This window comes from Pseudomonas sp. H3_E07, assembly GCF_054668895.1.
The window spans coordinates 578,482-592,363 of sequence record NZ_CP162795.1 but is presented as its reverse complement, the minus strand read 5'-3'; the positions used below and the strand labels follow the sequence as shown (position 1 = coordinate 592,363).

Genomic DNA, 13,882 nt, shown 5'->3' with positions numbered 1-13,882 from the left:
CCGATCAGCGTGGAAGGGCAGGGTGTCGGGAGTAGCCGAGCATTTGATCGTAGAGATCAATGCGTCGATCACGCTGCAGGTCATTGAGGCTGTTCCAGATCGGAGCACTGCGGGCGCTGGTGATATCAACGTCGGCGAACAGGATTTCCTGGCGATTGGCTGAAGCTACCGCGCCAATCGGCCAGCCGTTGGTTCCGGCAATCAACGAGCATCCGAGGTAACGCGCTTCACGCTCTTCGCCGATGCGGCTGGCGGCAGCGATAAACACGTTATTGACGTGGGCGGCGGTCATCGTCAGGTACGACGCCATGCATTTGCCTGCCTCATCGAATAGCGGCGGTGGCGTCCATACCCAATTGTTCAGGCTGCAAATAATATCGGCGCCCTGCTGGCTGAGAATACGTGGCACCTCCGGGAACCAGATATCCCAACAAATCAGCAAGCCAATACGGCCTATCGGTGTTTCAAATACTGGAAATCCGGTATCACCCGGAGTGAACCAGAGTTTTTCCAGGTTCCATAGATGTGCCTTGCGGTATTTGCCGATGAACCCGTCGGGACCTAGCAGCACAGCTGTGTTGAACAACTGCATACCGTCTATTTCACACAGGCCTGTCACCAGGTACACCTGGTGTTTGCAGGCAAAATCTATCCATGCCCGCACACTTTCGCCGCCTGGAATCAGCTCGGCATGATCAAAGGCATCCTGGCGACTGCTGAAGAAATACCCGCAATTGGTGAGCTCGGGCAGTACGATCAGGTTGGCTCCACCGTTTGCAGCTTCGGTCGCCAGTGCAAGACTTTGATGCAGGTTGCTGGACCGGTTGTTCATGCCAACCTGAGGGTCCAGTTGGATGACTGCTACGCGGGCGGGGCTTGCTGGTTCGCTCATGGCGGTGACCTCTTATTGTTATACAACCGGGAGTCGGTTGGGCGTTTATAAGAGGCGACCGAATGTTTAATTGAAAGTCAGGTGATTCCCCTTGAGTTGTAGTCTCTTTCTTTTATGGTTCGGCTTTGTAGATTGGGTAGTCATGCATGGTAAAGCCTCCGTTGAAATTGGCTTGGGTTCTATTACAAATGGCTATCACGGTATCAATTGCTCCCCTGAAGCAGGGCTCTGTCCAGCCCGAATCTACGGAGAAGGATTCGCCGCAGGGGTACAAACCCCCTGAACGACACCGCGTTAACTCGAGTGCATGCCCTCCAGCGACGGTTCCACCTTCACACTTGCCAAACCCACCCGATTCTGGGAAAACCCACCCTTTTGTACCGTCAACGAGCGCCCTATGAGCACCGAAGAACTCCGAATCACCGACATCCGCCCCGGCACCGGCAAAACCGTGGTGAAGGGCGCGCTGATCACCACTCAATACACCGGCACCCTGGAAGACGGCACGGTGTTCGATTCTTCCTGGGAGCGCGGCAAGCCGTTCCAGTGTGTGATTGGCACCGGGCGCGTGATCAAGGGCTGGGACCTGGGCTTGATGGGCATGCAGGTGGGCGGTGTACGTACCTTGTTCGTGCCGGCGCATCTGGCCTATGGCGAGCGATCGATGGGTGCGCATATCAAGCCCAACAGCAATCTGCGTTTTGAGATTGAGTTGTTGGAAGTACTGACGCGGGACGATTGAGGGCGAGTGAACATGGACGTTGATTCACCGCTGTTGCCGGGGTGCTCTGTCGCGGGCATTCAGGTCGTTGAGCTGGACAGCAGTGATGAGCAGGAGCTGCAGCGGTTTTTCGAGCGGGCGCCGGATTACTTCATTGCGGTCAACGGCGAGCCGGCCACGGCGACCGAAGCGCATGAAGAATTGCAGGGACAGTTGCCCGCAGGGTGGGCATGCAGCCGGATGTATTGGCTGGGTTACCGCGATGTGGAAAACCGGCTGGTCGCGGTGGTGAACATCGCGGCGGACTTGCTGGCCGTTGGCGTGTGGCATATCGGGCTGTTGCTGGTGGATGCACGCTTGCATGGCACTGGGCTGGCGCAGCAACTGCATGGGGATCTTGAAGCCTGGGCGGTTCGCAATGGCGCTCACTGGTTGCGGTTGACAGTGGTCATCGGCAACGCCAAGGCGGAGCGCTTCTGGCCAAAGCTTGGCTATGTGCAGGTACGCACCCGCGAGGGGATCACCCTGGGCCGCCAGGTGAACCGGGTTTCGATTCAGGTCAAGGCGCTGACAGGTGGACAGGTGGGTGATTACTTGGCGTCGGTTCAGCGGGATCAAGTGGATGCGCCTTCCTGAACCCATCCTGAAGAATTTTCTTATTCCCCATGCGGACACTTTCCTACGGTTTACTCTCCCATCATCGGGGCGTAAGCTTCGCGCGTTTTCATCAATAGCGGAGACCCTCAGTGGGTACTTGTTCGAGTGACAGTAGTCGGCCGGTTTCGGTAACCGGCACAGGCTTGGCAAGGTAACGCGCATTTTTCCGATGCCGTTGTCTCGCCACTAAAAGCGAGAAGCGGCATCCCGGCAGCGGCCAGTCCTGGCACCTGCCCGAATCCCTCTCATCGACGCTGACCAGCACCCGGTTCACCTCGGGATGCTACGGACGCGCCTGCCTTTTGCGGCAGGCGGGCCACGCTGGCTGTGCCTATAAAACGGGCGCGGTGCAGACGGCGGTACCTGCACGACGGTTTCTTCCTCGCGCAGGAGTAACACCATGAACTTGACTCTGTTGAAAGAGTTCTTTGCCGGCTTCCTGCGGACCCGGCACATTGCCCGGCATTTCCGCCGCCTGGCGATGCTCGATAGCGTGACCGACGCCAGCGTCAGCCGCGAAGTGCCGCCGACACTGGCGCAAACCCTGGTGGTTTCCGCCAACAGCAGTGCGGTGCAGTTGCTCGGCACGCTGGGCAGCCACTCTGAGGGTTTGAATACCCAGGAAGCTGACGCTCTGCGCGTGCAATACGGCCTCAACGAAGTCGAGCACGAACAGCCGCTGCCAGGGTGGGTGCACCTGTGGCACTGCTACAAAAACCCGTTCAACCTGTTGCTGACCTTGCTGGCGGTGATCTCCTGGCTGACCGAAGACATGAAGGCCGCCACGGTGATTTTCTCCATGGTGGTGCTGTCGACGCTGCTGCGTTTCTGGCAGGAGGCCAAGTCCAACAAGGCCGCCGATGCGCTGAAAGCCATGGTGAGCAACACCGCCACGGTGCTACGCCGCGATGAAGCCAAGCGCATCGAATTGCCGATCAAGCAATTGGTGCCGGGCGACCTGATCGTGCTGTCGGCCGGGGACATGATCCCTGCCGATTGCCGAGTACTCAGCGCCAAGGACCTGTTCGTCAGCCAGGCGGCGATGACCGGTGAGTCGATGCCGGTGGAGAAGTTCGCCCAGCAGCAGGACACCAAGACCCGCAACCCGCTGGACTTGGAGAACATCCTGTTCATGGGCACCAACGTGGTGTCCGGGGCGGCGACGGCGGTGATCCTGACCACCGGCAACAGCACCTATTTCGGTGCCTTGGCCCAGCGTGTGACCGCGACTGACCGTGCGACCACCTCGTTCCAGCACGGCGTCAACAAGGTCAGCTGGTTGCTGATCCGCTTCATGTTCGTGATGGCGCCATTGGTGCTGTTCATCAACGGTTTCACCAAGGGCGACTGGACCGAAGCACTGCTGTTCGCGCTGTCGATTGCCGTGGGCCTGACCCCGGAAATGCTGCCGATGATCGTCACGTCCACCCTGGCCAAGGGGGCGGTGTTTCTGTCGCGCAAAAAAGTCATCGTCAAGCGCCTGGATGCGATCCAGAACTTCGGCGCCATGGATGTGCTGTGCACCGACAAGACCGGCACCCTGACCCAGGACAAGATTTTCCTGGCGCGCCATGTGGACGTGTGGGGTGAAGAGTCCGACGATGTGCTGGAAATGGCCTACCTCAACAGCTACTACCAGACGGGCTTGAAAAACTTGCTGGACGTGGCGGTGCTGGAGCATGTGGAGGTGCATCGCGAGCTGAAAGTCGGCACGGCGTTCCAGAAGGTCGATGAGATCCCGTTCGATTTCAATCGTCGCCGCATGTCCGTCGTGGTCGCTGAGCAAGGCCAGCCGCACCTGTTGATCTGCAAGGGCGCGGTGGAAGAGATTTTGTCGGTGTGCAACAACGTGCGCCATGGCGACGTCAATGAAGCGTTGACCGAAGACCTGTTGGCGCGCATCCGCCAGGTCACTGCCGCGTTCAACGAAGAAGGCCTGCGCGTGGTCGCCGTGGCCGCGCAGCCGATGGCACCGGGTCGCGACACCTATAGCCTGGCGGATGAGAACAACCTCACGCTGATCGGCTACGTCGCCTTCCTCGACCCCCCCAAGGAAAGCACCGCGCCTGCGCTCAAGGCGCTCAAAGCCCACGGCGTTGCAGTGAAAGTGCTGACCGGTGATAACGAGTTGGTCACTGCCAAGATCTGCCGCGAAGTGGGCCTGGAGCAACAGGGCCTGCTGATGGGCAACGACATCGAGGCCATGACCGACGCCGAACTGGCCAAGGCCGTGGAAACCACCAATGTGTTCGCCAAGCTGACCCCGAGCCACAAGGAACGCATCGTGCGCTTGCTCAAGGCCAACGGGCATGTGGTGGGTTTCATGGGCGATGGCATCAACGATGCCCCGGCGCTGCGTACTGCTGATATCGGCATTTCGGTGGACAGCGCGGTGGATATCGCCAAGGAAGCGGCCGACATCATCCTGCTGGAAAAGAGCCTGATGATTCTGGAAGAGGGCGTACTGGAAGGCCGGCGCACCTTCGCCAACATGCTCAAGTACATCAAGATGACTGCCAGCTCCAACTTCGGCAACGTGTTTTCGGTGCTGGTGGCCAGTGCGTTCATCCCGTTTCTGCCGATGCTGCCGATGCATCTGCTGGTGCAGAACCTGCTGTATGACATTTCGCAGATCGCGATTCCGTTCGATAACGTCGACGCGCAAATGCTCAGCAAACCTCAACGCTGGCAGCCGGGAGATGTCGGCCGTTTCATGCTGTTTTTCGGGCCGATCAGCTCGATCTTTGACATCACCACGTTCGCACTCATGTGGTATGTCTTCGACGCCAACACCCCCGACCACCAGACCCTGTTCCAGTCCGGCTGGTTTGTGGTGGGGCTGCTGACCCAGACGCTGATCGTGCACATGATCCGCACCCCGAAAATTCCGTTCCTGCAAAGCCGTGCCGCGATGCCGTTGATGGTGATGACCGGCGTGATCATGGCGGTGGGCATTTTCCTGCCGATGGGGCCGCTGGCGCATTACTTCAAGTTGCAGGCGCTGCCGTCGCTGTACTTCGTATTCCTGCCGGTGATTCTGCTGGCGTACATGGCGCTGACCCAGGCGGTGAAGGGCTACTACATCCGTAAGTTTGGCTGGCAATAAGCAGGGAGGATGTCCTATGCAGGCAATCAACAACATTAACCTTGAATCCCTGGTCGACACCCTGGTCAGCCTCACTGCGGCCTTTGTCCTCGGCGGCTTGATCGGCTTCGAGCGTCAGTACCGCCAGCGCACGGCGGGCCTGCGTACCAACGTGCTGGTGGCGGTGGGCGCGGCGATCTTCGTCGACATGGCCAGCCGGCTCGGTGGCGCGGAAGGCGCGGTGCGGGTGGTGGCCTACGTGGTCTCGGGCATCGGTTTTCTCGGTGCCGGTGTCATCATGCGGGAGGAGGGCAACGTGCGTGGGCTCAATACGGCGGCCACCCTCTGGGCCTCGGCGGCGGTGGGGGCCTGCGCGGGTGCCGACCTGGTCCTCGAAGCGCTGCTGGGCACGCTGTTTGTGCTGGCCGCCAACACCTTGCTGCGCCCGATCGTCAACAACATCAACCGTCAACCATTGGACGTGGTATCGGCAGAGGTCACCAACATCCTGTATGTGATCGCCCGGCGTACCCAGCAGAAAGCCGTGCTGGCCTTGCTGGAAGCGGAGCTGGCACGTTGCAACTATCCGGCCAGCGACGTGGACGTGCGCCCCTTCGGCACGGAAGAAGTGGAGATCGAAGCCACCCTGGCCGTCACGTCGGTGGACGGTGACGAACTGGACGCGCTGGTAGCGCGAATCTCGATGTCGACCCTGGTGGTGCAGGCATTCTGGAGCCCGAGTACCACCGAGTAGCTCCCGGCCGTCAGGCGTTATCCCGTGCAAAGCGAACTAAGCTACTGCGAGGAAAAGTCCTACAATCAATCGAGATTATCCCTTCATTTGATAAGCCGCGCCGTTGTTAAGGTTGCGCCCTTGCGCCTCAGGAACCAAGGCGCAGCTCAACGTATTGACCGTGATTTATCAAAAGGAGGGGTCTTTACTACCTGTAGTGTCATGCAGAGTTATCAGCACCGTTTGTCGGAACTGTTACTTTTCACAGGTAGATAGGTCCCGTGTGATATGTAAGCGTACTGATCCCTCGGGGAGTCTTATGAGCAAAGCTTTAATTGTGGATGATCACCCTTTTATCCGCGCCACCGTGAAGTACCTGTTGAAGCAAGAAGGCTTCGATGAAATCTATGAAGCGGGCAATGGTGCCGATGCCATGCAGCTGGCGCGTGAGCGGCGCCCGGATCTGATCATTCTCGACCTGGCCATGCCCAAGCTTGGCGGATTGGAGGTGATCAGCCGGATCAAGGCGCTGGAACTGCCTTGCAAGATCCTGGTGCTGACCTCCTATCTGGCCGTGTTCTTCTCCACCCGCTGCATGCGCGCCGGGGCCATGGGCTTTGTGGCCAAGACGGGTGAACTGGACGAGTTGCAAAAGGCGATCAGGGCGATCCGGTCCGGCTACAGCTGCTTCCCCAGCGTGGCCACCAGTTCAGTGCGCCGTGACGATTTGCAGACCACTGAGCAAGAGCTGGTCAATTCGCTGTCGGACCGCGAAGTGACGGTGCTGCAAAGACTGGCCACAGGCCTGACGAATAAGGAAATCGCCGAGGATATGCTGTTGAGCCACAAAACCATCAGCACCTACAAGACGCGACTCAAGGAGAAGCTGCGCATGTCTTCGGTGGTGCACCTGTCCAAGTTCGCCCAGCGCAATCATCTGATCTGAAATGACGACCACCCGGCTGTTGAGATTCACGGCCATCCTGCTGATCGGGTTGTTTTCCCCTGCAGCGATGGCCCTGGATGAGCCGCACACCCTACAGCTCCTTGGCCACGCGACCCTTGAAAACCCAGGGCTGGAGCTCGATGAGAGCGACTGGCGCTGGTTACGCCAGCGACGCACATTGGTGATGGGGGTGTCGGCGCCGGACTACGCACCTTTTGACTTGAGCAATAACAAGGATTTTGAAGGTATCACCGCTGACTACGCGTGGCTGATCAGCCTCATCTTAAGCGTGCCTATCGAAGTTCGACGCTATGACACCCGCGATGAGGTGATCGAGGCACTCAAGCTGGGCCAAGTGGATTTAGTAGGATCGGCCAATGGTTACGAAGCCGCCGACAAGGGCCTGGTGCTGTCCCGTTCCTACGCCAATGATCAACCCGTGCTGATAACCCGCGCGGGTGACAGTCATTTACTGAGCGCCGACCTGGCCGGCAAACGCGTGGCGATGCTCTACCACTACATGCAACCCGACGCTGTCCAGGCCTATTACCCCAAGGCGCAACTGCTGTTGTATGGCTCGACCCACCAAGCCATCGGCTCCGTGGCGTTTGGTCAGGCGGATGTGTACCTGGGCGACATTATCAGTGCCCGTTATCTGATCAAAAAGAACCACCTCAATAATATCCGTATGGCCGATTTTTCCGGGCTGGAGGTCAATCCGTTCGGGTTTGCTTTCACTGCGGATAACATCCGCCTGCTGAATATCATCAACGCAGCGCTGGCCGTGATCCCCGCCAGTCAGCAAATGAGCATCCTGCGCCGTTGGAGCGCCGCAGACAGTGGGGTTCTGGAGGCAGACCGACTGCGCTTGAGCGACAGTGAGCAGCGCTGGCTGGAGAAGCACCCGCGGGTAAAGGTCGCGGTGCTTGACAAGTTCATGCCGCTGTCATTTTTAGATGAGCGTGGGCAGTTCGTGGGGCTGAGCGACGAGGTGTTGTCGCGGATCAGCTTGCGCACGGGCTTGAAGTTCGAGATGGTCCACGGCAATTCGTTAACTCGGCAAATTGATGAGGTCAGCAGCGGGCAAGCGGACATGCTAGCGGTCATCACCCCCAGCGTCGAGCGTGCCGAAAAGGTCCGCTTTACCCGACCTTATCTGTCCAATCCTTACGTGTTGGTGGCGCGTGCCAGTGATGAACGGCTGCTCACCCTGGAAGACATGCCCGGTAAACGCCTGGCGTTCATTGGTGGCAACAGCCTCGGTGCACAGATAGCACGCGACTATCCAGGTATCCAGTTTGTCGACGTCGGGAACCCTGAGGCCGCCATGGACCTGGTCGCGAAGGGGAGTGTCGATGCAACTATTGTGTCGTTGATCAGCGCACGCTACATGATTGCGCGCAATTATCGAGACCGTCTGCGTATCACCAGCACGATCGGCACGGAACCGGCGCGCATTGCCTTTGGCGTCAACCGCAGCCAACTGGAGCTGTATTCGATCCTCGAGAAGGCGTTGTTGAGTATCACACCTGAGGAAATGGACGAACTGAGCAACCGTTGGCGCAGTGAGATCATCATTGATGACAGCTACTGGAGCAGCCATCGCAATGTGATCATCCAGGGGTTTGGCCTGGCTGCGTTGCTGCTGCTGGTGACCCTGGGCTGGGTGCTCTACCTGCGCAACTTGATCCACAAGCGCGCCCAGGCGGAACAGGCCTTGAGCGACCAGATGCGGTTCATGAGCGTGCTGATCGACGGCACTCCCCATCCGATCTACGTGCGCGATCGCCAGGGCCGGTTGATGGCCTGCAACAACGCTTACCTGGATGTGTTTGGCTTCAAGTTGGAGGACGTGATCGGCAAGACCGTGGTGCAAACCGATACCGGCAACCCGCCGCAGGCTCAGTCGTTCCATGCCGATTACTTGAGCCTGATGGAGCGCGGCGAGCCGCAGATCCAGGATCGCGTGCTCAAGGTGCCGGGTGGCGGTGTGCTGACCATTTACCAGTGGATGCTGCCGTACCGTGACAGCAACGGCGCCGTCGTGGGCATGATTGCCGGTTGGGTGGATGTCAGCGAACGTCAGCGCCTGCTTGGCCAACTGCAGGAAGCCAAGGAGGAAGCGGACGCCGCCAACCGTGCCAAAACGACGTTCCTGGCGATCATGAGCCATGAGATCCGCACCCCCATGAATGCGGTGATTGGCATGATCGAATTGGCCCAGAAAAACGCCGAGCAGGGCCGTGTCGATCAGGATGCGTTGGAGGTGGCGTCGATGGCATCCCGGAGCATGCTGGAGTTGATCGGCGATATCCTGGACATTGCGCGCATTGAAACCGGTCACCTGTCCCTGAGCCTGGAACAGGCCAATCTCCATGAGTTGCTGGCGTCCGTAGCGCGGGTGTTCGAAGGGCTGGCGCGGGACAAGGGGTTGCTGCTGCAAGTCGAGCTCGACCCGATGATCGACCGGGCGGTGCTGATCGACCCTTTGCGTTTCAAGCAAGTGGTGTCCAACCTGCTGGGCAACGCTATCAAGTTTACCGCCACCGGGCAGGTGCGCCTGGCGGCTCAGAGCACACCGACATTGGCCGGTGATCACTTGAGCCTCAGGTTGTGTGTGGAGGATACGGGGATTGGCATCAGTGCCGAAGATCAGCAGCGCTTGTTCAGCCCCTTTATCCAAGGCAGCAACAACGACCAGTCGGCGCGCAGCGGTTCTGGCCTGGGGTTGGTGATCAGCCGCAACCTGTGCGAAATGATGGGCGGCCAATTGCATTTGAGCAGTGTGTTGGGCAAGGGGACGAGGGTGGACCTGACGTTGACGCTGGCCACGGCCACGGCCACACCGGTTTACGCACCTGCGCCTCCCGCGCCTGCGACTCACGCGTTGAACCTCCTGGTGGTTGACGACTACCCGGCCAACCGTCTGTTGTTAGCTCGGCAACTGAGCTTCCTGGGGCATCGCATCGTCACGGCCGAAGACGGCGCCGAGGGTTTTGCGCTCTGGCAGGACGGGCAGTTTGATGGCGTGATCACTGATAGCAACATGCCGATCATGGATGGCTATACATTGGCACGTGATATCCGTGCCCAAGAGCGCCAGCGTGGGCTGGTGCCATGCCTGTTGCTGGGGTTCACCGCCAACGCCCAGCCCGAGGAGACCGAGCGCTGCCGGCAGGCGGGCATGGACGGCTGTCTCTTCAAACCGACCGGCCTCGATGATCTGCGCACGGCATTGGCATCGCGCACCGCGGCGCCGGAGGAGAAAGAGGTCGTGCCGGTATGTGACTTGAGTACGCTGGTCGCCCTGACAGGGGGCGATACTGCTGGGCTCAACGAGTTGCTGGCGCCATTGCTCGACAGCCTGGCAGAGGACCGCTTGGTGCTATCGACGCTGAGAGCACGCACGGATTTCGGCAAGTTGCATGACCTGGCCCATCGCGTCAAAGGTGGGGCTCGTATGGTCAAGTCGCAGGCGCTGGTCGCTTGTTGTGAAACGCTGGAGGACGTGTGTGAAAGGAGGGACCGTGATGCGTTGGCGGCTACGGTTGACGCGATTGGCCATGCCATGGATCGCTTGCATCACAGCTTGAGCGCGTGCATCAAGCAGTCTTGACCCAGGTGGCTAGCCATTCGGTGGATTTGGGAGAACTCCTACAGTGGACGGGAATAAGCCTGATTTTGTCCTCGGGATATGTCTGGAAAATGGGCCTCGCTCACTGACGAGCGCTGCATGCCCAGGGTTCCGCCATGCCAAACAAAGCATTGACCATACTGATTGCCGATGAACAACACCTGCAACGCCTGCATATCGAAAAAATGCTCAACCGGTTGGGGTATTTCCGGATCGTACCAGTGGAAACCCTTGAAGAGGTCCTGTTGCTCACCGCCATCCCGGCCCGGCCGTTTGATGTGCTGATCATCAATTCGGGGCTGACGGCCCACGCTTGCGGGCCTCAACCTCAGGCACACCATGTGCTGGTCTACGATTATCTGGACCTGAGCACCCGCACCGCTGACGCAACCCCGGCGGTGCTGATGCGGCTGCCCGGCATGCCTGATAACGTCAACCTCGAACACTTCATGGACATCATCGACCCACCCGCAGCCACCGCCGGCCTGCGCGTGCTGCCGTGGCTGCGGGAGTTATCCCGTGCGCCCGTTGCCGGTGTTTAATCCCACTTTGGCGCGATACCCTTGGGGCTGGTCAGGCGATGGCCGCGTTCCAGTTCGGCAATCTGTGCCATATCGGCAGCGCTCAAGGTCAGTTGCAGGGCCTTGAGGTTGCTTTCCAGGTTGGCGCGCTTGGTCGATGATGGGATGACGGCGTAGCCCAATTGCATGGCCCAGGCCAGTGTCACTTGCGCCGGGGTCGCCTGATGGCGCTCGGCGATTTGCTGGATCACCGGGTCCTTGAGCACCTCGCCGTAGGCCAGGGTCATGTAGGACGTGACCTGAATGCCGTTGGCGGTGGCGAAATCCACGACCTTGCGGTTTTGCAGGTAGGGGTGCAGTTCGACCTGGTTGGTGGCGATGTTTTCGGCCCCGACGGCTGCAATCGCCTGTTTCATCAAGTCGACGGTGAAGTTGGAAATGCCGATCTGGCGGGTCAGGCCCAGGTGCTTGGCTTCCAGCAATTGGCCCATGAATTCGGCGACAGGTACCTGGTTTTCCGGTGAGGGCCAGTGGATCAGTGTCAAGTCCAGATAGTCGGTCTTAAGTTTGCTCAGGCTTTCACGCAGGCTTGGAATCAGCTGGCCTTCGGCGAAGTTGGCGATCCAGATCTTGCTGGTGATAAACAGCTCGTCACGCGGGACGCCACTGTTGGCAATCGCCTGGCCGACGTCGGCTTCGTTCTCGTAGATCTGCGCGGTATCGATCACGCGGTACCCCAGTTCCAGGCCGGTGCTCACGGAATCGATCACCACCTGGCCTTGCAGGCGGAATGTGCCAAGGCCGAAGGCTGGGACGTTTTGCGTTGGGATAGACATCGGTAACTCCTGAAGGGGTGTGAACAATGGCGTCGAGTATCCGCCCGTTGTTCCTTCGGAAAAACCGCCGAATCCGAAAAGGACTCTTTACCGCAAATCACGAATAGCAGCGCCGTGAACAGCTCGCGGCGTGCTATCGATTGGTCGCGCATTGCCGCATGAGCGACCTGAGCTGCGGACGCTGGATCAGGTGTCGCCGGGTTATCGCGACTGATGTAGAGTCGTGCTGCCGTCTCAATCGTAGGAATTCGCCGCATGACCCAGGAATCCCGTTTTTCCCGGATGGACCCGGAAGTGCGCAAGGCCAATCTGGTCCAGGCCACGCTCACGTGCCTCAAGCGTGATGGTTTTCAGGGGGCGTCGATTCGCAAGATCAGTGCCGAGGCCGGGGTGTCGGTGGGATTGATCAGCCATCACTATTCGGGCAAGGACGAACTGGTGGCCGAGGCCTACCGCACCATCACCGATCAGGTCATGAGCCTGCTGCGCGCGACCATGGCCAAGGCGCCGCCTAACCCTCGGGAGCGCCTGTCGGCATTGTTCCGCGGCTCATTTTCCGCCGAATTGCTCGACCCGCACTTGCTGGACGCCTGGCTGGTTTTCTGGGGCGCGGTCAAGACAGCGCCGGCGATCAACCTGGCTCACGAACACTCCTATGGCGAGTACCGCACCATCATGCGTTCGGCCCTGACCGACATGGCCAGGGAGGAGGGCTGGAAGCACTTCGACGCCGATCTGGCCGCCATCGGACTGAGCGCGCTGCTCGATGGGTTGTGGCTGGAGTCGGGGCTCAACCCTGGCACGTTCACGCCGGAGCAGGGCATCCAGATCTGCGAAGCCTGGGTCGATGGCCTGCAGGCCGGTGGGCGCCAGCGTTATCAGCTCAAACCCTGAGCCTTCTCCAGCCGCCTGGACGCACGGTTCAGGCCGGCCGTTTACCCCTCCCGAAAATATTTGCTGATTGCCGATTGCCTTCTTACTGAACACTTGTTTAGTATCGTTTCGTGTCGCACCCCTCAAGCCAACTAAAATAATTCGAGGAAGCCATGACTATCGATTCGCCCGTGCTCACTCAGGTGCAAGCTGGCGTTGCCTGGATCACCCTCAACCGTGGCCCGCAGCGCAATGCCTTGGACATTCCCACCCTCAAGCACCTGCACGCCTTGCTCGATACCTTCAACACCGACCCCGCTGTGCGTGTGGTGGTATTGACCGGCAACGGTCGCAGCTTCTGCGCCGGTGCCGACCTGGCTGAGTGGGCCGCCGCCGAAGCCCGTGGCGCCCTCGAAACTTATGGCTGGACCGACACTGCCCACGCCTTGATGACCCGCCTGCACACCCTCGACAAACCCACGATTGCCGCAATCAACGGCACCGCTGTCGGCGCGGGTATGGACCTGACCCTGTGCTGCGACCTGCGCGTCGCCGCCCAATCGGCGCGCTTCAAGGCCGGTTACACCAGCATGGCCTACTCGCCGGATGCCGGTGCCAGTTGGCACTTGCCGCGCCTGATCGGCAGCGAGCAAGCCAAGCGGCTGCTGTTCCTTGACGAGCTATGGAGCGCCGACCGTGCCCTGGCTGCGGGCCTGGTCGGTGAAGTGGTCACGGATGATCACCTGCACGCCCATACCACCGCACTCGCCACGCGCCTGGCCAACGGCCCGACCTTTGCCTTCGCCCAGACCAAGACCCTGATCCGTGACGGCGCCGAGCGCAGCCTGCCCGCGCAACTGCAGGCCGAACTGGCCGCTGGGCTGTTGTGCGGACGCAGCGCCGACGGTACCGAAGCCTTGCGCGCCTCCCTGGAAAAACGCCTTCCGATTTTCAGCGGCAAATAACAACAACACCTCCGAACAG

The 13,882-nt window shown here is 59.9% G+C and carries 11 protein-coding genes and 1 pseudogene; 9 read left to right on the top strand and 3 right to left on the bottom strand.

The features are described 5' to 3' along the window. Positions 1-4: 4 nt before the first annotated feature. Together AB4O08_RS02510 and AB4O08_RS02505 are read right to left on the bottom strand one after the other, a co-directional pair. Positions 5-892, bottom strand: coding sequence for a nitrilase family protein (locus AB4O08_RS02510; protein ID WP_010211295.1), 888 nt, complete (start codon positions 890-892; stop codon positions 5-7). Positions 893-1,004: 112 nt separating this feature from the next. Continuing rightward, a pseudogene (locus AB4O08_RS02505) lies at positions 1,005-1,169 on the bottom strand (FAD-dependent oxidoreductase); the annotation flags it as partial. Between the two features lie 120 nt (positions 1,170-1,289). Here AB4O08_RS02505 and AB4O08_RS02500 point away from each other — a divergent pair. The 7 genes from AB4O08_RS02500 to AB4O08_RS02470 all read left to right on the top strand — a co-directional run bounded on the left by AB4O08_RS02500 (position 1,290) and on the right by AB4O08_RS02470 (position 11,210). Continuing rightward, complete coding sequence (locus tag AB4O08_RS02500; RefSeq protein ID WP_010211294.1) at positions 1,290-1,634, top strand: FKBP-type peptidyl-prolyl cis-trans isomerase; 345 nt, start codon at positions 1,290-1,292, stop codon at positions 1,632-1,634. 12 nt (positions 1,635-1,646) lie between these two features. Next, positions 1,647-2,249 carry a GNAT family N-acetyltransferase gene (locus AB4O08_RS02495; protein ID WP_010211293.1) on the top strand — a complete coding sequence of 201 codons (603 nt, stop codon included), beginning with the start codon at positions 1,647-1,649 and terminating at the stop codon, positions 2,247-2,249. A 421-nt stretch (positions 2,250-2,670) separates the two neighbouring features. Continuing rightward, positions 2,671-5,376 (top strand): magnesium-translocating P-type ATPase, encoded by a 2,706-nt coding sequence (gene mgtA / locus AB4O08_RS02490; protein ID WP_010211292.1) that lies wholly within the window; start codon positions 2,671-2,673, stop codon positions 5,374-5,376. Positions 5,377-5,392: 16 nt separating this feature from the next. Next, on the top strand, positions 5,393-6,109 hold the full coding sequence (locus AB4O08_RS02485) for an MgtC/SapB family protein (RefSeq protein WP_010211291.1): 717 nt from the start codon (positions 5,393-5,395) through the stop codon (positions 6,107-6,109). A 298-nt stretch (positions 6,110-6,407) separates the two neighbouring features. Next, entirely contained in the window at positions 6,408-7,034 is a 627-nt protein-coding gene (locus tag AB4O08_RS02480; RefSeq protein WP_010211290.1) for a response regulator transcription factor, read from the top strand. A 1-nt stretch (position 7,035) separates the two neighbouring features. Then, the gene (locus tag AB4O08_RS02475) at positions 7,036-10,650 is read left to right on the top strand and encodes a transporter substrate-binding domain-containing protein (RefSeq protein WP_045792305.1); all 3,615 of its coding nucleotides are present in this window, start codon (positions 7,036-7,038) and stop codon (positions 10,648-10,650) included. Positions 10,651-10,784: 134 nt separating this feature from the next. After that, a complete protein-coding gene (locus AB4O08_RS02470) occupies positions 10,785-11,210 on the top strand; it encodes a hypothetical protein (RefSeq protein WP_045792304.1) in 426 nt (141 codons plus the stop codon). Here AB4O08_RS02470 and dkgB read toward each other — a convergent pair. Continuing rightward, the gene (dkgB, locus tag AB4O08_RS02465) at positions 11,207-12,025 is read right to left on the bottom strand and encodes a 2,5-didehydrogluconate reductase DkgB (protein ID WP_021493368.1); all 819 of its coding nucleotides are present in this window, start codon (positions 12,023-12,025) and stop codon (positions 11,207-11,209) included. The genes AB4O08_RS02470 and dkgB overlap by 4 nt on opposite strands. A gap of 255 nt (positions 12,026-12,280) precedes the next feature. On the opposite strand from dkgB, the gene AB4O08_RS02460 reads away from it, so the two are divergent. Further along, the gene (locus AB4O08_RS02460; protein ID WP_010211286.1) at positions 12,281-12,919 is read left to right on the top strand and encodes a TetR family transcriptional regulator C-terminal domain-containing protein; all 639 of its coding nucleotides are present in this window, start codon (positions 12,281-12,283) and stop codon (positions 12,917-12,919) included. A gap of 152 nt (positions 12,920-13,071) precedes the next feature. Next, entirely contained in the window at positions 13,072-13,863 is a 792-nt protein-coding gene (locus AB4O08_RS02455) for an enoyl-CoA hydratase/isomerase family protein (RefSeq protein ID WP_045792303.1), read from the top strand. Positions 13,864-13,882 lie beyond the last annotated feature (19 nt).

Coding starts and splice junctions, on each gene's coding strand:
- mgtA (WP_010211292.1), top strand. CDS start 2,671: ATGAACTTGACTCTGTTGAAAGAGTTCTTTGCCGGCTTCCTGCGGACC.
- AB4O08_RS02455 (WP_045792303.1), top strand. CDS start 13,072: ATGACTATCGATTCGCCCGTGCTCACTCAGGTGCAAGCTGGCGTTGCC.
- AB4O08_RS02500 (WP_010211294.1), top strand. CDS start 1,290: ATGAGCACCGAAGAACTCCGAATCACCGACATCCGCCCCGGCACCGGC.
- AB4O08_RS02485 (WP_010211291.1), top strand. CDS start 5,393: ATGCAGGCAATCAACAACATTAACCTTGAATCCCTGGTCGACACCCTG.
- AB4O08_RS02480 (WP_010211290.1), top strand. CDS start 6,408: ATGAGCAAAGCTTTAATTGTGGATGATCACCCTTTTATCCGCGCCACC.
- AB4O08_RS02495 (WP_010211293.1), top strand. CDS start 1,647: ATGGACGTTGATTCACCGCTGTTGCCGGGGTGCTCTGTCGCGGGCATT.
- AB4O08_RS02475 (WP_045792305.1), top strand. CDS start 7,036: ATGACGACCACCCGGCTGTTGAGATTCACGGCCATCCTGCTGATCGGG.
- AB4O08_RS02510 (WP_010211295.1), bottom strand. CDS start 892: ATGAGCGAACCAGCAAGCCCCGCCCGCGTAGCAGTCATCCAACTGGAC.
- AB4O08_RS02460 (WP_010211286.1), top strand. CDS start 12,281: ATGACCCAGGAATCCCGTTTTTCCCGGATGGACCCGGAAGTGCGCAAG.
- AB4O08_RS02470 (WP_045792304.1), top strand. CDS start 10,785: ATGCCAAACAAAGCATTGACCATACTGATTGCCGATGAACAACACCTG.
- dkgB (WP_021493368.1), bottom strand. CDS start 12,025: ATGTCTATCCCAACGCAAAACGTCCCAGCCTTCGGCCTTGGCACATTC.